25 protein-coding genes are annotated in these 18,776 nt (G+C 70.6%); 12 read left to right on the plus strand and 13 right to left on the minus strand.

All coding sequences use genetic code 11. The features are described 5' to 3' along the window. Positions 1–85: 85 nt before the first annotated feature. Positions 86–268, minus strand: a complete 183-nt coding sequence (locus ACWEQL_RS32500; protein ID WP_452153953.1) for a PspC domain-containing protein — start codon at positions 266–268, stop codon at positions 86–88. A gap of 362 nt (positions 269–630) precedes the next feature. Between ACWEQL_RS32500 and ACWEQL_RS32505 the strand changes: the two genes are divergently transcribed. The 5 genes from ACWEQL_RS32505 (at position 631) to ACWEQL_RS32525 (ending at position 4,288) form a co-directional block, all read left to right on the plus strand. Beyond that, positions 631–933, plus strand: coding sequence for a hypothetical protein (locus ACWEQL_RS32505; protein WP_452153954.1), 303 nt, complete (start codon positions 631–633; stop codon positions 931–933). Beyond that, entirely contained in the window at positions 930–2,576 is a 1,647-nt protein-coding gene (locus ACWEQL_RS32510) for an alpha/beta hydrolase (protein WP_452153955.1), read from the plus strand. Before ACWEQL_RS32505 ends, ACWEQL_RS32510 begins: the two co-directional genes overlap by 4 nt. 181 nt (positions 2,577–2,757) lie before the next feature. Next, positions 2,758–3,174 (plus strand): hypothetical protein, encoded by a 417-nt coding sequence (locus tag ACWEQL_RS32515; protein WP_452153956.1) that lies wholly within the window; start codon positions 2,758–2,760, stop codon positions 3,172–3,174. A gap of 293 nt (positions 3,175–3,467) precedes the next feature. Further along, positions 3,468–3,725, plus strand: coding sequence for a hypothetical protein (locus ACWEQL_RS32520; protein WP_452153957.1), 258 nt, complete (start codon positions 3,468–3,470; stop codon positions 3,723–3,725). A 173-nt stretch (positions 3,726–3,898) separates the two neighbouring features. Next, a complete protein-coding gene (locus ACWEQL_RS32525) occupies positions 3,899–4,288 on the plus strand; it encodes a hypothetical protein (protein WP_452153958.1) in 390 nt (129 codons plus the stop codon). A gap of 19 nt (positions 4,289–4,307) precedes the next feature. On the opposite strand, the gene ACWEQL_RS32530 is transcribed toward ACWEQL_RS32525, so the two are convergent. The 5 genes from ACWEQL_RS32530 to ACWEQL_RS32550 form a co-directional block, all read right to left on the minus strand. Continuing rightward, on the minus strand, positions 4,308–5,120 hold the full coding sequence (locus ACWEQL_RS32530; RefSeq protein ID WP_452153959.1) for a hypothetical protein: 813 nt from the start codon (positions 5,118–5,120) through the stop codon (positions 4,308–4,310). A gap of 116 nt (positions 5,121–5,236) precedes the next feature. Beyond that, a complete protein-coding gene (locus ACWEQL_RS32535) occupies positions 5,237–5,557 on the minus strand; it encodes a hypothetical protein (protein ID WP_452153960.1) in 321 nt (106 codons plus the stop codon). 31 nt (positions 5,558–5,588) lie between these two features. After that, positions 5,589–5,750, minus strand: a complete 162-nt coding sequence (locus ACWEQL_RS32540; protein WP_452153961.1) for a hypothetical protein — start codon at positions 5,748–5,750, stop codon at positions 5,589–5,591. Beyond that, positions 5,738–6,019: a hypothetical protein gene (locus ACWEQL_RS32545; protein WP_452153962.1), complete on the minus strand. Its 282-nt coding sequence runs from the start codon at positions 6,017–6,019 to the stop codon at positions 5,738–5,740. Before ACWEQL_RS32545 ends, ACWEQL_RS32540 begins: the two co-directional genes overlap by 13 nt. Further along, positions 6,016–6,408, minus strand: a complete 393-nt coding sequence (locus ACWEQL_RS32550; protein WP_452153963.1) for an ATP-binding protein — start codon at positions 6,406–6,408, stop codon at positions 6,016–6,018. Before ACWEQL_RS32550 ends, ACWEQL_RS32545 begins: the two co-directional genes overlap by 4 nt. A 252-nt stretch (positions 6,409–6,660) precedes the next feature. Here ACWEQL_RS32550 and ACWEQL_RS32555 point away from each other — a divergent pair, with 252 nt between their 5' ends. From ACWEQL_RS32555 to ACWEQL_RS32570, 4 genes are all read left to right on the plus strand, one after another. Continuing rightward, a complete protein-coding gene (locus ACWEQL_RS32555) occupies positions 6,661–7,551 on the plus strand; it encodes a helix-turn-helix domain-containing protein (protein WP_452153964.1) in 891 nt (296 codons plus the stop codon). A gap of 7 nt (positions 7,552–7,558) precedes the next feature. Then, complete coding sequence (locus ACWEQL_RS32560) at positions 7,559–7,762, plus strand: DUF397 domain-containing protein (protein ID WP_452153965.1); 204 nt, start codon at positions 7,559–7,561, stop codon at positions 7,760–7,762. Between the two features lie 50 nt (positions 7,763–7,812). Further along, positions 7,813–8,013 (plus strand): DUF397 domain-containing protein, encoded by a 201-nt coding sequence (locus ACWEQL_RS32565; protein ID WP_452153966.1) that lies wholly within the window; start codon positions 7,813–7,815, stop codon positions 8,011–8,013. Between the two features lie 388 nt (positions 8,014–8,401). Next, the gene (locus tag ACWEQL_RS32570; RefSeq protein ID WP_452153967.1) at positions 8,402–9,100 is read left to right on the plus strand and encodes a DUF1062 domain-containing protein; all 699 of its coding nucleotides are present in this window, start codon (positions 8,402–8,404) and stop codon (positions 9,098–9,100) included. Positions 9,101–9,241: 141 nt separating this feature from the next. Here ACWEQL_RS32570 and ACWEQL_RS32575 read toward each other — a convergent pair whose 3' ends face one another. Together ACWEQL_RS32575 and ACWEQL_RS32580 are read right to left on the minus strand one after the other, a co-directional pair. Beyond that, complete coding sequence (locus ACWEQL_RS32575) at positions 9,242–9,970, minus strand: hypothetical protein (RefSeq protein ID WP_452153968.1); 729 nt, start codon at positions 9,968–9,970, stop codon at positions 9,242–9,244. A gap of 17 nt (positions 9,971–9,987) precedes the next feature. Next, positions 9,988–10,272: a hypothetical protein gene (locus ACWEQL_RS32580; RefSeq protein ID WP_452153969.1), complete on the minus strand. Its 285-nt coding sequence runs from the start codon at positions 10,270–10,272 to the stop codon at positions 9,988–9,990. Positions 10,273–10,325: 53 nt separating this feature from the next. Here ACWEQL_RS32580 and ACWEQL_RS32585 point away from each other — a divergent pair, with 53 nt between their 5' ends. Then, complete coding sequence (locus ACWEQL_RS32585; protein ID WP_452153970.1) at positions 10,326–10,973, plus strand: PhzF family phenazine biosynthesis protein; 648 nt, start codon at positions 10,326–10,328, stop codon at positions 10,971–10,973. A gap of 31 nt (positions 10,974–11,004) precedes the next feature. Here the strand turns inward: ACWEQL_RS32585 and ACWEQL_RS32590 are convergent, their stop codons facing one another. Beyond that, positions 11,005–11,205, minus strand: coding sequence for a hypothetical protein (locus ACWEQL_RS32590; RefSeq protein WP_452153971.1), 201 nt, complete (start codon positions 11,203–11,205; stop codon positions 11,005–11,007). Between the two features lie 173 nt (positions 11,206–11,378). On the opposite strand from ACWEQL_RS32590, the gene ACWEQL_RS32595 reads away from it, so the two are divergent. After that, positions 11,379–13,736: a tetratricopeptide repeat protein gene (locus ACWEQL_RS32595; protein ID WP_452153972.1), complete on the plus strand. Its 2,358-nt coding sequence runs from the start codon at positions 11,379–11,381 to the stop codon at positions 13,734–13,736. On the opposite strand, the gene ACWEQL_RS32600 is transcribed toward ACWEQL_RS32595, so the two are convergent. The 4 genes from ACWEQL_RS32600 to ACWEQL_RS32615 all read right to left on the minus strand — a co-directional run bounded on the left by ACWEQL_RS32600 (position 13,724) and on the right by ACWEQL_RS32615 (position 16,990). Then, positions 13,724–14,269: a VanZ family protein gene (locus ACWEQL_RS32600; protein WP_452153973.1), complete on the minus strand. Its 546-nt coding sequence runs from the start codon at positions 14,267–14,269 to the stop codon at positions 13,724–13,726. The two genes, ACWEQL_RS32595 and ACWEQL_RS32600, sit on opposite strands and share 13 nt — an antisense overlap. 81 nt (positions 14,270–14,350) lie before the next feature. Beyond that, positions 14,351–14,677, minus strand: a complete 327-nt coding sequence (locus ACWEQL_RS32605; RefSeq protein ID WP_452153974.1) for a hypothetical protein — start codon at positions 14,675–14,677, stop codon at positions 14,351–14,353. Continuing rightward, on the minus strand, positions 14,674–16,191 hold the full coding sequence (locus ACWEQL_RS32610; RefSeq protein ID WP_452153975.1) for an ATP-binding protein: 1,518 nt from the start codon (positions 16,189–16,191) through the stop codon (positions 14,674–14,676). The genes ACWEQL_RS32605 and ACWEQL_RS32610 overlap by 4 nt, the downstream gene beginning before the upstream one ends. A gap of 121 nt (positions 16,192–16,312) precedes the next feature. Continuing rightward, positions 16,313–16,990 (minus strand): response regulator, encoded by a 678-nt coding sequence (locus ACWEQL_RS32615; protein ID WP_452153976.1) that lies wholly within the window; start codon positions 16,988–16,990, stop codon positions 16,313–16,315. A 739-nt stretch (positions 16,991–17,729) separates the two neighbouring features. On the opposite strand from ACWEQL_RS32615, the gene ACWEQL_RS32620 reads away from it, so the two are divergent. Next, positions 17,730–18,530 (plus strand): SigE family RNA polymerase sigma factor, encoded by an 801-nt coding sequence (locus ACWEQL_RS32620; RefSeq protein WP_452153977.1) that lies wholly within the window; start codon positions 17,730–17,732, stop codon positions 18,528–18,530. Positions 18,531–18,776 lie beyond the last annotated feature (246 nt).

The raw sequence follows: 18,776 nt of genomic DNA on the forward strand, positions 1-18,776 counted from the left end.
CCTTGATCCGGCGCTCGGGGGTGAGCCGCTGGAGCTCGGCCTCCAGCCCGGCGAGCACGTCCGGGTCCAGGACCGCACCCCGGCGTCACGGCTCCTGGGGAAGGATCAGCCAGAGCGCCAGGTAGATCAGGAACTGGGGGCCGGGCAGCAGGCAGGACGCCAGGAAGATCAGCCGGACCGTCCACGGGGTCAGCCCGAAGCGCTGGGCGATCCCGGCGCAGACACCGGCGATGACGCGGTTGTGGCGGGGGCGGGCGAGGCGGCTCATGTCGTACTCCGTTGCTGTCGGCGCCCCGATTCCTTCTCCCGGTCTCTCCGGTGGGCGTACCTCCATACTCCGCCCGGCCCACCGCGAATCCCTCAGCCCCGAAGGCGATCCCGACCCTCGCAAAGTCCCCGGCCCGGAGTACCCCCGTCTCGGGGTTCCCCTCGGGGTAACCCCGAATTCCCGCCGCTCCGGGAACCGTTCGCGGGCCCACCGGATGAGGCGGGCGGGGCGTGAGATGTGGGTGTGGCCGGTGTGGCGACGAATCATCGTTCGTGTGACATGAATTGGACGAAACCGATGGTGTGAATGCTCCGTCTACCTAGAATCCGAGGCGACGCATTCGTCTCCGGGGGGAGGCCGCATTGGCGGACATCAAGGTCGTCGCAAGGGAATTGAGGGCATCGGCCGGATTGGCCCACGCACTCGCCGAAGGACTGGACGAGCCGGTGAAGGCGGCACTGACCGCCGCCACCACGGCAGCGGGTCAGCTGACCGGCTGGTCGGTGGCCGCAGGGGTGGAACGGCTCGGCACCGGCTGGGCCGGACCGCTCGGTGGGATCCGCACCCGGCTCGCCGACACCGGCACCAAGCTGGAGACCAACGCCGCCGGCCACGAACGCAACGAGCACAACGTCGCCGGCGCCTGGCGGGAGGGCGTCCAGTGAGCGGCCAGTACGCACTGCTCCTGCGCTTCGACCCGCATGGGCTGCGGGACGCCGCGAAGGCCTGGAAGGCCCTCGCCCACGCCGTCGACTCCGCCGCCACCCGCCACCGCTCCCAGGTGAACGGGCCGCTGCGCCAGAACTGGCAGGGCGGTGACGCCCGCGCCGCGTTCGGCTACATGGAACGCAGCGAGCAGCAGCTCGACGTCGTCCGGGTCGAGGCCGAGGCGGCCGCCCTGGCCCTCACCACGGTCGCCGACCGCATGGACCAGGCGCGCACCAACCTGACCAACGCCGTCCACCGCGCCCAGGACGCCGGACTGACCGTGTCCCCCGAGGGCGTGGTCTCCCTCCCCGCACCCGGCCCCGGCGAACACAACGACCCGGAGGCCCAGGCCGCCCGCGGCACCCTGGCGAGGAGCGTCAGCGGCTACCAGGAGCGGATCAACGCGGCCCTCAAGGCCGCCCAGGAGGCCAGCGACCAGGGAGCCAAGGCGCTCGGCCGGCTGGACGCCGACATCCTCGACGCCAAACGCGGCAACGGCGCCGTCGCGGAGACCCGCCTGGACGCCGCCGAGGTGATGAAGGACCTCGGTCTCGTCGACCCCAACATCCCGGACGGCAAGGACCCCAAGCGGACCGCCGAGTGGTGGAAGGGCCTCACCCCGGAACAGCAGAGCGCCTACCTGGCCCTCCGCCCGGCGGACATCGGCCGCCTCGACGGCCTGCCCTCCCCGATCCGCGACAAGGCCAACCGCCTGGTGCTCGACCAGAAACTCGACGACCTCCAGGCCAAGACCCCCGCCGAGGCCGGCCTCGACCCCGAGACCTACCAGAAGCGCCGGGCCGCCCTGGAGACCATCAAGGACAAGCTGGACGAACGCGACGGCCTCGACGAGACGAAGCGCACGTACCTCCTCCTGATCGACCCGGAGGCGTACGACTCCGACGGCAAGGCGATCGTCGCCACCGGCAACCCGGACACGGCCCGCCACACCACCGTGTTCGTTCCGGGGACCAACACCGAACTCGCCGGGGTGCCCGGCCAGATCGACCGGATCCGCCAACTGCAGTTCGAAGCGGAGAAAGTGGCGAAGAGCGGCGAGAGCGTCTCGGTGATCTCCTACCTGGGCTACGACGCGCCGGAGAGCATCCCGGAAGCCGTGAATCCCATGCGAGGGAAGGACGGGGCGGCTGACCTTCGGACGTTCTCCACCGGTCTGCGGGCCTCCCACGGTGAGCCCAACACACATCTGACCGTAATCGGGCACAGTTACGGCAGCTACGCCGTGGGTGTGGCGGCCAAGGACGAGGGGGGTCTGGGCGCCGACGACATCATCGCGCTCGGGAGTCCCGGGATGGGTGTTCCCAACGCGGCGGCACTCAACATCGACCCCAACCGGGTATGGGTCAGTGCGGCGGACGACGATCCCATCCGGGTGTGGGGCGGGCAGAACCTTGGCGCTGCCCCACACATCATGGGATTCGGCGGCCATAACCTGAAGACCGACACCGAAGGACACGGGGGTTACTGGGATGACCGAAGTACCTCCTTGGTGAACCAGGCGAAGATTATGGTCGGGCAGCCGCCGAAGACCACAGCCAAAGAGCTTCCGATCGTCGGCAACATCCCTGACTTCTTCTGACCGGGGGCCAGGAAAGGATCCGTCGATGATTTCCCATCGCACCCGTCTGCGATTTCGTGGCCGTGTGAGTCGAACGCCAGCGGTGCTGCTGCTGGCCCTTTCGCTTGGAGCGTGCATGTCCGCAACACCCAGTTCGTCCTCCCCCTCTCCGTCCCGACCAGGCAAGGACGACCCACTACCGGTGAAGTCCCGTGCGGAGACCAAGGCGTGGGCCGAGCAATTCGTTGCGCACCTGGTCCAGGTCGCCGGGGTGCGAATCAACGACGAGCGTGTGATGGCGGAGTTCTTCCCCTGTGTGGGGCGCAACGGTGAAGCCGCGCCCGACGACCGGTACCTGTACAAATACGCGGTCCACGCCGATGTGCCGAACGCCCAGCATCCCGACGCGGTCCGTCGGGTTCGGGACACCTTGAAGAACGAGGGGCTGACCATCGTCGAGTACCGCGAGACACCGGACGGTGCGCCGAACAGCCTCGTTCAGGCGCAGCATCCGGAGAGTCGTTACGTCGCGGAGGCCACCAGCACCGCCGGAGACGGGCGCATGGCGTTCAGCATCAGCACCCCTTGCCTGAAGCCCCCGCCGGGTGATTCCCCTTGACCGGGCGGGGGCGCAGTACCTCGGTATCGGTGGCCCTTCTGCTGATTGCGGCGCTGGGGGCGTGTACGTCCTCGGGTGGGTCGCCGTCGAGTGCGGCGTCCACGTCCACGCCGGGGAAGGACGACCCGCTGCCGATCAGGTCCAAGGCCGACAGTGAGGCATGGGCGCGGCAGACGGCGGAGCGTGTGGCGCAGAACTCGGGGGTCGTCCTCGATCCGGCGAGTGCCCGGCCACGCTTCAGTCCTTGCTATGGGAAGAATGGGGGGTCGGCGAGTGATGGCCGGTACTTCCTGATGTACAACGTCGTGGGAGCCGCGTCCTTGTCGCAGCATGGTGAGGCGGTGCGAAAGGCGCGTGACTTGTTGAAGGCTGAGGGGCTGCATATCGACGGCTATCGGGAGACGTATGGGGACCACGTCGATGCCCTCGTCGATGCGACGCATCCGGAGAGAAAGTACTTCGTGAGCCTCCAGTCGTCCACCGGCCGTGACATCATGTCGCTCAGTGTTTACACGCCGTGCCTGATTCCGCCGCTCGGCGACCGCCAATGACTACCCAGCCAATGGCGGGCCGGCGAAGTCGATCAGCCCTGGGTGTAGTTCTGCTGGTCGCGGCGCTGGGGGCGTGTACGTCCTCGGGTGGGTCGCCGTTGAGTGCGGCGTCCGCGTCCACGCCTGGGAAGGACGATCCGCTGCCGATCAGGTCCAAGGCCGACAGTGAGGCCTTGGCGCAGCAGATGGCCGAGCGTGTGGCCCAGAGCGCAGGGGTTGTTCTCGATCTCACGACTGCCAGGCCGCTCTTCACTCCGTGTACGGGGAAGCGTGGGGAGACGGCGAGCGACGGCCGGTACATCCTGATGTATTCCGTCGAGGCGATCGTCCCTCTGGCCCGCCATGGTGAGGCGGTACGAAAGGCACGTGATCTGTTGAAGGCCGAGGGGCTGCGGATCGTCGGTTACCGGGAGACCCATGGGGACCGCGTCGATGCCCTCGTCGATGCGACGCATCCGGTGAGCCAGGAGTTTGTGAGTCTTGAGTCGTCGGTCGGCCATGACTTGATGTCGCTCAGTGTTTACACGCCGTGCCTGATTCCGCCGCTCGGCGACCGCTGGTGATCACCGGCGCGGCCGGGGTTCAGAGGGCATCGAGGAGGGTTTCGATGCGGGCGGCGAGTACGGGGTCGGTCGGGCGGGGGAGGCGGATGGAGATCTCGTTGCCGCCGGTGGCCTGGGCGATGGTGAGGTCGAGGACGGTGGAGGGGCCGACCAAGGCGTATGTGTACCAGCGATCGGGGTCTTCGTCGGTGGATTCGAGGCCGAGGGTGATGGCCTCCCAGTCGGTCTCGCCGAGACCGTCGTAGCCGATGTAGAGGCTGAGGAGCCCGACGAACATCTGTAGGTTGTCGCGGTAGATCCAGTCCCCGATCTCCTCCGGGCCTCGCTGCCCGCCGCTGTCGCCGCCGCGCAGCGAGGTGCTGACGGAGTGGCGGTCGTCGAACAGGGTGAGCCGGCGGTGGGCCCAGGAGTCGAGCCGTTCGGCGGCGCAGTCCGGGTCGTAGGCGGCCTGGTGGAGGACGGTGGTGCGCTGTCCGCGCGCGTTGGTGCCGTATGGCATGGCCAGGTGCTGGTGCCAGAGGGCGACATCAGGTTCGAAGCGTGCGGCGACGGTGTGCGGTGCGAGGCCGAGGTACTGGGCGATGTCCTCCCAGCTGGCGCCGGTCTCCCGTTCGTAGACCACGGCCGCGACGAGGAGCTGGTCGGCGAGGGTGACCAGCGCCGCGGTCTCCGAGGCGCGGCCACCGGACCCGGTGAACTCGTCGTACCGGGTGGGGACGAGCTCAGCGGCGGTGTCGGAGAGCGCGGCGGCCCGGGAGGAGAGGACGAGCCGGGCGAGCGACCGGCGGGTGTAGGCGGCGCGGGCCGCGTCGTACGGGGTGGCATCGGTCACGGGGAGAGGGTGGCACGGGTGGAGCGTCGGGCGCGGGGATTTTTTGCGGTGGCAAGTGTGCAATGGCTGCGCGGTGCCCGGGCGGTGGTACGTGAGAAGTCGGACTCGCCGACTTCCTACGTCGTGGGGCGGAGGCGTACGGGGTTGAGGCGGGCCGGGCTGTGGTCGGAGTTGCGGCCGGCGCCCTCGTCGTAGGCGATCCGCTGGACGGCCAGGAGGAGCCGGTAGAAGGAGTGCGCGGCGGTGGACTCGTCGGCCTCGTAGCCGAGTTGGTGGATGAACGAGGCGAACTGGGGCGCGTCGAAGTCGTCCGGCTCGGCGGGAGACCGGGCGCCGAGGTGGTGGCGTTCGGCGTGGGCGGCGAACGCGGTGGCGACGGCGTAACGGGTGGCGGCCAGGGCGTTGGCAAGGAGGGCGTCGAGGGGCGGTTCGGGCATGGTGGCGCGGGCCCTTCGGGGGTTGCGTCGGTCAGGAGATGTGGTCGTCGTCGGACTCGGGCCGACGGGGAGAGCGCAGGGCGGTGAGGACGCCGAGGGCGACGGTCGCGGTCGCCAGGGCGAGGAGGAGCCCGAAGGCGGCGGTGATCAGGAAGTCGGTGGTGCCGTCCGTGGACGCGGTCAGGGGGTGCACGGGTGGTCCTCCGCGCGGTCGAGGAGGAGGGTGTGGAGGTTGAGGAGGGTGCTGGTCGGGACGTTGCCGAGGTTGACGAGCACGCGGCCGGCGAGGTTGATGTCGGTGCCGGTGGAGGGGAAGAGGAGTCCGAACTCTGCGCCGAGGGTGAGGACTTCGGCGAGGACGGTGGCGATCTGGGCTTCGGTGCAGGCGGCCACGTCCGGGTCGGCGGGCTTGAGCGGGTGTCGGTGTCGGTGTCGCTGGTGGTCGGGGGAGGGAACGGTCATGCGGCGGCGTCCAGTTCGAACCAGACGGACTTGCCGCCGTGCTTGCGGGGTTCGGCGCCGAAGCGGTGGGTGAGGGCGCGGACGAGGTGAAGGCCACGGCCGGAGGTCTCGTACGGGTCGGTGGACCGGCGCTGTTCGGGGAGTTCGGGGCTGTCGTCGCTGACGGAGACGCGAAGCGTGCGGTCGGCGAGGAGGACGACCACGACGGTGGGCGCGTGGCTGCCGCCGTGCTTCCAGGCGTTCACGAAGAGCTCGTGGAGGGCGAGTTCGGCATCGTCGATGCTGGGGGGCGGCCAGCCGGCGGCCAACATCGCCTCGCGCAGCTCGTGCCGCGCGGCGGACCAGTCGGGAGGGGAGAGAAGAGGCGCGGAGGGGATGGAGCAGGGCATGCGGTACCTCCGGAAGCGGGGAGGAGGGGAGTTGGCGCGGCGGCGTCACCGTGAGCGAGGCCGGGAAGGCTGCTCTGCGGCGCCTGGGCAGGCATTACTGACGCTCCGTCATGTAATCGGTGCAACACTGAGAGTAGGGGAGCATGTGGCACCCTTGCAAGTAGTGAGACATGGTTGCCATGGCTTGCTGCTCCGCATGGTGGCGTCGAGGCAGGTCATGCGAAACACTGCCTCGGGAAGGAAGGTTGAGCGGTGGGGTACACGGGAGACATCAGTCAGCGGCAGCGCCGGTTCGGTGAAGAGTTGCGGCGCCTGCGGCTTGCTGCGGGGCTCTCCGCTCCCGAAGCCGGTGCGCTGGTGGGGATGAAGGGCCCTGCTGTCAGTCACACCGAGGCCGGGCGAATCAGCCTCAACTCCGAGCGCCTGGAGATCTGGCTCGATGCCTACGGCTGCGCTGATCCTGCCTACCGGGCGATCATGGCTGCAATGGCGCGGAGCAATGGCAAGGGCTGGTGGACTGCCTTCGAAGGAAAAGTGCCACCACTGGCGCTCGACCTTGCCGAGGCAGAGGACCGTGCGGTGCGGCTGGAGAGCTACGACTCGCTCTACATCCCCGGTGTCTTCCAGCTACCGGCCTACACGGAAGCGATCTACGAGAGTTCGTATCGTGGGGGACCGTGGGGCGTCGCAGATTCGGTCGAGTTCCGTATGCAGCGGCAGCGGATCTTGGCCGACGGTAAGGGGCGGCAGTTTCGTTTCGTCATCCATGAGGCTGCTCTGCGGATGCGATTCGCAGGAGAGTCCGTGATGAGGGCCCAACTGGCCCACCTGCTTGAGATGGCGGAGCTCCCGAACGTCCAGATTCAGGTGCTGCCGTTCAACGCGCCGCAGCACGCTCCCCTTTCGGCCTCGTTCTTGTCCTGCGATCCGGGTTGCGCCGACCTGTCGGTGATCATCGTGCCAGGCCCCAAGAAGGCGGAGCACCTGAGTGACCCCGATGACCTTTCTGCCTATCGTGACAAGTTCCAGCAGCTCAGCGCCATTGCGCTCCCCGCTGTCGATGCAGACGTCTCCACTCGTGGACTTGCGTCCCGAGATTCCTGGGGTCTCATCCAGCATCTTCTCTACCTTCTCCAGACCTGAAAGGCACATGATGTCCCACCTCTCCTGGCAGAAGTCGTCCTATAGCGATGCGCAAGGTGCCGACAACTGCCTCGAACTTGCCGCTGGAGCAGGCGAGCTTCGCCACCTACGTGAGTCTGACGACCCGGACGTCATAGTCACCACGACCGCCGACAAGCTCCGTGCCTTCCTCCTCGGCGTCAAGGACGGCGAGTTTGATCACCTTCTCTGACCTTGATGGGCCTCATGCGAGCGTCGGGTAGCCGAGCTGAAAGGTGTGGGATGCCCCCAGCCTCCTGGCAGAGATCGTCGTTCAGCGGCGCCGATGGTGCTGACAACTGCCTCGAAGTCGCCTGTGGCGCTGGCGACCTTCGCCATCTTCGGGAGTCCGACGAACCGGACGTCATCGTCACGATGACCGCAGACAAGCTCCGCGCGTTCATACTCGGCGTCAAGGCGGGCGAGTTCGACCACCTGCTCTGACGCCGACGGGGGTGAAGCCTCGACTGCCGTGACCGCGCGGATGCCGGTCGAGGTCTGGCAGGGTTCGCCGAGATGAAGGAGGCCCTGGAGCCACTGGATTCCCGGTGCTGCCGGCGCCTTCACGCAGTCGTCCCGGGATCGGGCGTTCTGCTCGTGATCCACCACGGGGAAATTCGGTTGCCGCGGGCCGCTGCCTCGATCATGCTCGCCCGCATGGACTTTTGATGACTGCCACGTAGTACGTACCTGTCGCGCGATCGACCTCGGAGCCTGACGACCCGGCCCCGGGGCGATGGGTCGCGCCCCTCGTGAGCATCCGTCAGAGAGCGGGAGCAGCCGAGTGAGTTCGGCATGCCCTCCTGCTGAGTCCTGAAAGCAACCCACACATATGAATACCGACCGCAAGGCCCTGTGGGCCGTGCGTCAGTCCGCCCTGCCCGTCGTCGTCCGGTCCTGCCCGGACTGCCCCGGTATGCGGCACCGCGCCTCGGGGAAGATCCGCGCCAACGCGAACGGCAAGCTGCTCGACGTCTGGCTGCTGCTGAGCTGCGCGACGTGTGACCGGACCTCGAAGGTGCCCGTCCACGAGCGCGTCCACGTCTCGACGCTGGAGCCGGCCCGGCTGGTGGCGTACGAGATCAACGATCCGGCAGCGGTACGGGAGTTGGTGATGAGCGCGTCGCTCGCGGCGAAGAACCGGTACCGGCTCGACTGGACCGGGACGTGGGAGCTGGAGACCCGCATGCCGCTGTACGCGCTCGACGACCCGAACCCTCTCTCGGTGCAGGTGCGCTTCGAGCTACCCGCGCCGGTCCGGGTGGAGCGGCTGCTCCAGCTCGGTCTCGGCCTGAGCCGGGCCGAGGTGCGCCGTCTGGTCGCGGACGGGCGGATCCGACTGCCGTTCGCGCCGGACGCCAAGGCGCACCAGGACTTCGAGCTCGCCATCCACGGACCCGGTTCCGTCGATGCGGCCAAGCATGCGAAGTCCCCCGCTGCGCCTGACGCCGAACGCACCGGCCCGGCCCGGATCGGGCTGCCGCCCGCACCCGGCCGGGGGCTCCTGCGTCGGGCCATGGCGCACGCCTAGAAGCTTCCCCGACACCGGCTCGAACTGCATGCAATCCGCCCGCTGCCCCTGGTGTGATGACCAGGGGCAGCGGGCGGCAGCGGCCGTCCGCACTCAGGCGGACTCGGTTATCTGCTCCGACGCCGTCCTCGCACCCTGAGGTCAGTCGACCTTCTCGCCGCACTCCGCCGGGCGGACGACCGTCCCCGGGGTGACCACCTCCGGCCGGATGCCGGACAGGCGGAGGCAGGCTTCGCCGGTGTCCGGGTCCGGCGGGTACTCCACCGCCACCGTCGGGAAGTGGGCGGTCTCCGTCGGGGCGTACAGCTGGCCGCGCGACGTCGGCCGCCCGTCGATCACTCCGTGCAGCACGCCGAACGCGCTGACGCCGTCCGCATCCCCGACTGCCTCCCGGACGTCGAAGCGCCAGTGCTCCTCGGCCGTTCCGTACAGCCACGAGAGGTTCGGCGATCCGGCCGCCGTCAATGCTTTCCGGCGGGTGTGTACCAGGTCGGCGATCGCGCAGCAGAGCGGCGCCTCGCCGCCGCCCCCCGCCCGGTGACGGGTGAAGCCGTGCGCCGGCTGGCAGTCCATCGCCCTGATCAGGACCGCCGCCGCCGAGGCCCGGGCCTGCGGGTGGGCGTGTTCGGCGATGTCCAGCAGCAGCGGGGCCGCGACCACCGCCGCCGGGTACACGGCCATCATGTAGTCGTACATCAGCGCGCTGAGACACAGCCCGGCGGCCGCGTCCGACGCCTGGTTGAGGGTGGTGGCCGCGGCCAGCGCGCGTAGTCCGGCCGCCGGGTCGTGGTGGTACGGGCTCAGTGGGCGGGGGCCCGGGAGCCCGTACCAGTCGACGGCGTCGATCGCGGCGAGCGTCTCGTCGAGCATCGGCGGGACCGGCGGTCTCAGGCGTGGGCGCGTTCGGTCAGCGAGCGGACGAAGCGGGCGATCATCATCACCGGGAGGATGAACGCGTAGAAGAAGATCGCGTAGTGCCCGCCCTCGAACACGAAGTTGAGGTAGTACGCGTAGCCCGCGAAGCAGACGCCCGCCACGCCGTTGAAGGCACGCAGGCCGTTGCTCAGCCGACCGAAGGGCAGGAGCGCGATGGCCACCATCAGCAGTCCGCTGACGAACAGCATGATGACGTACCAGGCGAAGACGGGGTCGGCGTCGAAGTCGATGTTCACGGGGGCGCACAGTAACGGAGTGCGGATGTGTTCGCCACGTGAATAATCGCGGCATGACCGAATACGAGGTGCTCCGCGTCTTCTGCGGTCCGGACGGCGGCCACGGCAACACGCTCGGCGTCGTCCTGGACGGCTCCGCGATCCCCGACGAACCGCAGCGGCAGGCGCTCGCCCGCGAGCTGGGCTTCAGCGAGACCGTCTTCGTGGACGACCGCGAGGCCGGGGTGATCGATATCTTCACGCCCACCCTGCGGCTGCCGTTCGCCGGCCACCCCTGCGTCGGGACGGCCTGGCGGCTCGGGGTGCCCCGGCTGCGGACCAGGGCCGGGGTCGTCGGGGCGCGCCACGACGGCGAGTTCACCTGGATCGAGGCACGCGCCGCGTGGGCACCCGCCCGCACCTTGCGGCAGTACGGCTCCGCGGCCGAGGTGGACGGGCTGAGCGTGCCGCCGCCGGGCGAGTGGGTCTACGCCTGGGCCTGGGAGGACGAGGCGGCCGGCCGGGTACGGGCCCGGGCGTTCCCGGGGCGCGGGGACGGCATCGACGAGGACGAGGCCACCGGCGCGGCCGCGCTGCTGCTGACCGCGGAGCTCGGCCGCGGCCTGCTGATCACCCAGGGGCTCGGCTCGCAGATTGTCACCCGGCTGTCGGGCGAGGGGCTGATCGAGGTCGGCGGACGGGTCCGGCCGGAGAAGCACTGAACGCTGCCTCCCCGGCCGGAGCCGTCCCCGATCAGTGGGTGTCGAGCCACCACTTGAGCAGGACGACGACCACCGGGCCGGCGGAGGCGGCGAGGCCGCGGACACCGGCGAAGGCGGCGGTGCGCAGGAGCCGGCGGGCGGTGCGGCGCTCGGGCTTGGTGTTCGCGGTGTTCTCGGTGCCCTTGGGCTGAGTGGTCTCGGTGCTCGTGGTCTGAGTGTTCTCGTGCTTCATCCGGGCTTCCCCCTCGGTGGGCTTGGGTTGATGACCAAACCCTCCGCCCTCCGCCCGCCGCCCGTCCCAACAGCCGGGCGGGGCGGGCGAATCGGCCCTAAGCTGCTGGTCGGCGCGGTGCCCGCAGTGCCCGCCGCGGGCAGGGCGGGCAAGGAGGGAACGGAGTACGGGGCTTGGACGAGTTTTACAGGGCGCTTCGGGAGCTGAAGCAGGCCGCGAAGGCGGCACGCGACGCGGCCGGGCAGCCGTGGGCGGACCGCGAGGCCGAACGGCAGGTGCACCGCCTCAACTCGGCGGCGGCGAAGAAGTTCAACGCCCGGCGCATCAACGAATGGACGCACGACGACCAGGCCCGCGCCAAGGTGCCGAGCCCGGCAAGCGCCGGGCAGTTCATCGCCCTGGTCACCGTCTGGTCCGCCTGGGCGGGCCGCCGTATGGACGAACGGGCCTGGCGCACCCTGCTCGACAACGCGCAGCCCAACCGGAGCACCGGCGCCGGCCCGGCCGCCGCCCGCTCGGGTCCGGAGCGGCCCGAGCTGCCGAAGCTGCGCCCGCTGCCGCTCGACTTCACCGGCCGCGACGAGGAGTTGAAGGTCCTGCTACCGCTGGTCGACCCGGCGGCCGACGGGAACGACCCGGTGCTGGTGGCCTCCGTCGCGGGCATGGGCGGTATCGGCAAGACCACACTGGCGCTCGCGCTGGCCCACGAGGTGCTGGAGCGCGGCTGGTTCACCGGCACGCTCTTCATCGACCTGCACGGGTACGACGAGACGCCGACCACCGTCGGGCAGGCGCTGGACACCTTCCTGCGCACGCTCGGCGTCGACTCCGAGCGCATCCCGCCGGACGACGACACCCGGGCCGCGCTGTTCCGCGCCCAGCTCGACCTGCGGACCACCGGCGGCCGAGGGATCCTCGTCGTCGCCGACAACGCCTCCGCCTCCGAACAGGTCCAGCTGCTGCTGCCCGGCCCCGGACCGCACCGGCTGCTGGTCACCTCCCGGCACACCCTCACCGACATCGGCGCGGAACTCGTCGACCTGGACGTGCTGACCCCGCCCGCCGCCGTCGACCTGGTCGAACGCAAGCTCCGCACCGCCCGCCGCCGCCCGGAACGGGTCACCGGCGACCACGAGGGCGCCCTGCGGCTCGGCACGATGTGCGGCCACCTCCCGCTCGCCCTCGAACTCGCCGCCGCCCAGCTCGTCCGCGATCCCCACCTCACCCCCGGCCGGCTCGCCGACGACCTCGCGGAGGCGCTCGCCGAGACCGGCAGCCGGCTCGACCAGCTCGACGACAGCCGGCGCGAGGTCATCCGCGCCTCCCTGGACCGCTCCCGCCGCCTGCTGAGCATCCCCGAACGGGAGCTCCTCGACCTGCTGGCGATCGCCCCGGGCACCGACATCTCCACCGACGCGGCCGCCGCGCTCACCGGCCAGAAGCCCAAGGACGTCCGCCGCCGCCTCGCCGACCTCGCCGCGACCGGCCTGCTGCGGCAGAGCGAGGGCGGCGGGCGCTGGGTGATGCACGACCTGGTCCGCGACTTCGCGCGGGAGCACGCGGAGGCGACGGGGGGCGGGCGGCAACGGGAGTGCCTCAACAGACTCTTCGAGTACTACCTCACCTTGGCCGAGGCCGCGAACAACTGCTTGCAGAGGCCGCACCGAGCGACGGCGTCGGAGCGGTTCCGTAGCAGTGAGCAGGCCCTCGCATGGTTCGATGCCGAGTACCTCAACATCGTGGCGGCGGTTCACGGCGCCTATGACCTGCGGATGTGGCGCGCGAGCATCTTTCTTGGTACAAGCATCGGCCTCTACATGGAGAGATGTCGCCATCTCGGAGCCATGCACGAGTTGACGCTGCGGATGATCGATGCGTCACGGGAGTTCGGTGATCGCTCCGTCGAGCGGTCCTCCTGGGCTCTGTGCGGAGCTGCCCTGTTCGAACTGCGTCGTTTCGACGAGGCGGTAGAGGTCTGCCAGAAGGTCGTGGCAATGGACGATCGCCTGACCGAGGGTATGGCGTGGAGTGGCCTCGGCGCAGCCCTCCATGGGGCAGGGCGCCTCGATGAGGCGCTCGAAGCGCATCTCAAGGCGGACGAGTACCTGGCCGGTAGCGACCAGAGGGTGATTGGCGGGGCGTGCACTCAGCGTGGCCTGGCCCTTCGGGATCTGGGACGGTTGGACGAGGCCCTCGACGCCTACGAGACGGCACTCGCCATCGACCAGAAGTTCGGCGACCTCTTGGGCGAGGGCACCGACTGGACCAACATCGGCAACGTCCTACGAGCCCAGGGGAAGTACGAGCAGGCGGCCGAGGCCGGCCGGAAGTCCGTCAGGATCTTCCGGGAACTCGCGATCCGCTACCGCGAGGCCCACGCCCAAGGTGAGCTCGCCGACACCCTGGAGGCCGCCGGCCACCCGGCCGACGAGGTGCGGGAGCTCCGTGAGCAGGCCTCGCAGGCGTACGCCTCCGTCGGGGAGCTGGACCAGGCGGCCAAGGCGCTCACCGGGGACGATTACCGGCTCTGAGGCACTCCCGCGGCCGTCGTCTCCGCGTAGACCCGCGCCGGGGCGGGCCGGACCGTGACCTGCGGCACCTGCGGCCGCTCCCGGCGCTCGCGGGTGAGCAGGGTGCGGCCGATCGGGACGACGGCGAGGTGGGTGACGGCGGCGCCGATCACCGCGAACAGGATGTGGTCGACGTTCAGCACGTGGCCGGGGGTCCAGGAGGACAGGAACTCCAGGCCGGTCGCCAGCAGCGAGGCGACCCCGGTGGTGCGCAGGAAGGACGGGAACCAGGCCGCCCGGATCCGCCCGCCGGCCAGCGGGAGCAGCACGCCCAGCGGGGCGAGGACCAGCAGCTCGCCGGCGACCTGCCACCCGCTGGAGGAGCGGAGCGAGGCGAGCGGGGTGAGGTTGGCGTCGTAGACCCAGGCGACCGGCAGGGGCCGCAGGACCAGCCAGCCGGCCAGCAGGAGATGGGCGACGAGACCGGCCACCCCCGCGGTCTGGAGAACGCGGTGGCGGTACACGGCCGTTGCCGGCTCGGTCTCGGTCAGCACGCCGGGGATGACGCGCGCCGGTTGTGCGGCGGTTCCCGGACGGGGCGTGAACATTCCGGTATGCGCCCGATCGTTCCGGGGTCAGCGGCAGCCGGACGACGCGGCCGGGGCCGGGGCCGACGCCGGGGCGCTGAAGGCGTTGTCGGCGGGGGTCGGCGTGGCGGTGGGCGCGGGGGACGTAGGGGTGGGCGAGGCGCCCGGCGACACCGCCGGCGGGGCGCTGGGCGCGGCCGGGCTCGGCGTCGGGGTCGGGCGGACGGTGGGGATCTGCACCGGCGACGGGCAGGCCGTACGGCTGGCCGGGGCGCCCGCGTCCACCGGGACGGCGGTGGGGCGGATGCCGCAGCCGACCGCGAGCACGGACAGCAGGGCGAGCAGGGTGAGGGTGGTGAAACGGCGGAGGGTCACTGGGACGCGTCCTTCGGAGTGCTTTCGGTGCTGGCCGGCGGCGGCGGGGTCAGCGGCAGGGTCAGGGTGAACACCGCCCCCACCTCGCCGTTGGCCGCCGTGATGGTCCCCCCGTGGATCTGCGCGTTGGCCATCGCGATGGACAGGCCCAGCCCGCTGCCCTCGGAGCGGGCCCGTCCCTTGTCGGCCTTGTAGAAGCGGTCGAAGACGTGCGGCAGCACGTCCTCCGGGATGCCCGGACCGCTGTCGGACACCTCGATGACCACCGTCTCGCCGTCCTCCCGGACCTTCACCTTCACCGGCGAACCGCCGTGCTTGAGGGCGTTGCCGATCAGGTTGGCGAAGACGACGTCCAGGCGGCGCGGGTCGACCACGGCCAGGATGCCACGCGGGGCGTCCACCTCGACGGCGTCGTACCAGGCACGGCCGTCGATGCAGGACATGATGAGGTCGGCTATGTCCACCTCGTCGGCGACCAGCTTGGCCGTGCCGGCGTCGAAGCGGGTGACCTCCATGAGGTTCTCGACCAGGTCGGAGAGGCGGCGGGTCTCGCTGACCACCAGCCGCACGGCCGGCTCGATCATCGGGTCCAGCGACTCGGCCTCGTCCTCCAGGATGTCGGTGACGGCGGTCATCGCGGTCAGCGGGGTGCGCAGCTCGTGCGACATGTCGGCGACGAAGCGCCGGCTCTGCGCCTCGCGGGCGCTGAGTTCCTCGACCTGCCCGTGCAGCGACTCCGCGGTGCGGTTGAACGTCCGTGCCAGGTCCGCGAGTTCGTCCGAACCCTCGACTTCGAGTCGGGTGTCGAGGTGGCCCTCGCCGAGCCGGCGGGCGGCCTCGCCGAGCCGCTTCACCGGCCGCAGCACGGTCGCCGAGGCGGCCTGGGCGAGCAGCGCGGAGCCGATCAGGGCGAGCAGGGTGGCGATGGCGAGCGACCAGCCGAGCGTGTTGAGGTCGGCCCGTTCGTTGTCCAGCGACTTGAACATGTACGCCGTCGGGCCGGTCGGGACGACCTTCGTCCCGCCGATCACGTAGGGCCGGCCCTCCAGGTTCTGGCGCTGCCAGTACAGGTGGTAGGCGTACGGGTTGTTCTCGGTGACCTGGCGCTCCTTGGCGACCGTCGACCGGAGGGCCGAGGGCACCTGCGCCGGCGTGTAGAGCACCGGGTTGGAGGAGGCGAGGCAGTCCGGCCGCTCCGGGTCCACCACCACGACGTCGTAGCTGAGCCCGGAACTGGCCACCGACCGGGCGAGCTTGACCAGGTCCGGGCAGCTGGCGCCCAGCGGCAGCTCGGAGACGTTGCGGGTGAGCGAGACCCGGAAGTCGTTGAGCGCGGTGTCCTGGGCACGCTTGAGCACCGCGTCCCGGTTGAGCCAGTACGCGATGCCGGAGGCCGAGACGGCGGTGAGCAGCGCGACGGCGGCGAACACCGCGATCAGCCGCACCCGCAGCGAGCGCAGCCGTCGCCACCGGCCCGAGGAGAAGCGCCGGGTCGTCGTCTGGTGGTCAGTCACGGGAGCCTGTCGGTAGGGCCGATGCCGATACGGTCGGAGGGGCGGACGGGGAGGACTGGAGCGGACGGTGCGGACTGGAGTGGACTGGAGTGGACGGTGCGGACGGGGAGGGCGGAGGCGGTCAGGCCGGCGGGTCGAGGCGGTAGCCGACCCCGCGCACGGTGCGGATCAGGGTCGGCGCCGAGGGGACGTCCTCGACCTTCGCCCGCAGCCGCTGGACGCACGCGTCGACCAGCCGGGAGTCACCGAGGTAGTCGTGCTCCCAGACCAGGCGCAGGAGTTGCTGACGCGACAGCGCCTGGCCGGGCCGGCGGCTGAGCTCCAGGAGCAGCCGCAGCTCGGTCGGCGTGAGCTGGAGGTCCTCGCCGTCCTTGGTGACGGTCATCGCGGCCCGGTCGATCACCACGTTGCCGTACGCGGAGGAGTCGGAGCTCTCGCGCTCACCGCGCCGCAGCACGGCCCGGATCCGGGCGTCCAGGACGCGCGGCTGCACCGGCTTGACCACGTAGTCGTCGGCGCCGGACTCCAGGCCGACCACGACGTCGATGTCGTCGGAGCGTGCGGTCAGCAGGATGATCGGCAGTTGGTCGGTGCGGCGGATCCGCCGGCAGACCTCGAAACCGTCGATTCCGGGCAGCATCACGTCGAGGACGATCAGGTCCGGGCGCTGCTCCTTGAAGAGCCTCAGACCGTCCTCACCGGACGCGGCGGTGGCCACGCGGTGGCCCTGGCGGGTGAGGGCGAGTTCGAGGCCGGTCCGGATGGCGTCGTCGTCCTCGATCAGTAGGAGGAAAGGCACGGGCTCATTCTGTCCCACCGCGCCCACCGAATCACCCCCCACCGTCGGTCGTGAGATGCCACGGGGGCGCGGAGGAGCGGGTGGAGCGCGCCGGGAGGGCGGGGAAGGGGGTGCGGCCGCGGGGTGGCACGGCGGTGCGAAGAGGCGGGTGGAGCGCGGCAGATCGAGGATCGGAGTGCGGTCGCAGGACGGGCACGGGGCTGCGGAGGGGCGGGTGGAGCACGCCGGGGATGCGGCAGCGGGACGCCACAGGGCCGCGGAGCTGCACGGGAACGCGCGCGGCGGCCGCGCCGGAGGGCGACGCGGTACCGGGTGGACCCCGGAACCGGAGGGCGGCCCACCGGCGTCCGGTACGGCAGGAGGCGCTGCGGGACGAAAGGCCCGGCGCTGTGACACCCCTGTGACAGTCGGCGGACAGCGCCATCACAACCGGCGGGCAGGATTTTCCATGTCGCCGCAGGACAGCGGGCCAACCGGCCGGCTGATCGGCGGCAACAGGAACCGCTCGTACCGAACAAGGGGGCGCACGATGAACGCAACGCTTCAGACCCGGAGCAACCCGGCCGTCCGTAACGCGCGTTCGTCATCGGCCGCCCACCGCACCCGGTACGAGGTCAGGACCGATGAGGCCTCCGGTGCCGTGATCGTACGGGGGTGCGCGCACAGCACCGGTGGGAACACTGCTGCACGCCGGGTGAGCGGCGTCGGCAGGCAGGGGGAGCTGTACGGAATCGGCCGCATGGGGAGTGCGGGCGACTCCGCCGGAACCCTCACGCTGCGGGGGATCCTCCCCGTCCGCGTGGGGGGCAAGGACGCCCTGGGGGGCAACGGGGGAACGGGGGTCGCCGGGGGGACGGCGACCCACGGGGGAAGCGGTCTGCGGACGGTCGGTTCGGGGGAATCGGCCGGCCGCGAGGCCGCGGGTGCGACGCTGCTGCGGCTGACCCCCGCAGCGGGTCGCACCGACGAGGGCGGGCAGGGAGGTGCGCAGGGGGAGCACTCGGCCGTCGCGGAGGACCACATCACGGAGTTCACCGCGTACGTGCGTGAGCGTCGCGCCTCCCTGTACGCCACCGCGTACCACCTGACCGGTGACCGCTACGAGGCCGAGGACCTGCTGCAGAGCGCGCTCTTCAGCACCTACCGCGCCTGGGGCCGGATCACCGACAAGGCCGCGGTGGGGGGTTACCTCCGCCGCACCATGACCAACCTGCACATCTCCGCCTGGCGGCGCCGCAAGGTCAGCGAGTACCCGACCGAGGAGCTGCCGGAGACGGTCGGCGACACCGACGCGATGGGCGGCACCGAGCTGCGGGCCGTGCTGTGGCAGGCGCTGGCCAAGCTGCCGGAGAACCAGCGGACCATGCTGGTGCTGCGCTACTACGAGGGCAAGACCGACCCGGAGATCGCCGACGTGCTCGGCATCAGCGTCGGCACGGTCAAGAGCAGCATCTGGCGCGCGCTGCGCCGGCTGCGCGACGACGAGCACCTGAACCAGGGCGGCGACACCGCCCACGCGTTCGGCGAGCTGGTCGCCTGAGGCGGACGCCTCGGGGGACCCCATGGACTCCCGTCGGGGGACGGGTAGGACGACCGCAGGGACTGGTGGCGCCGGCTCGGGGGAGCGGCGCGGCCGGGGGAGACCTACGGTCGTCCGGCAGTGAAGAACGGCGGGCCCGGTGCAGGGGGAGAAGCACCGGGCCCGCCGTTCTTCGTGGTTTCCGGGATGTCCCGTTCCCGGGCGGCTACAGATCGGAAGAGCGTCGGGTTGGGAAAGAGGGTAGTA

This window comes from Kitasatospora sp. NPDC004240, assembly GCF_053603215.1.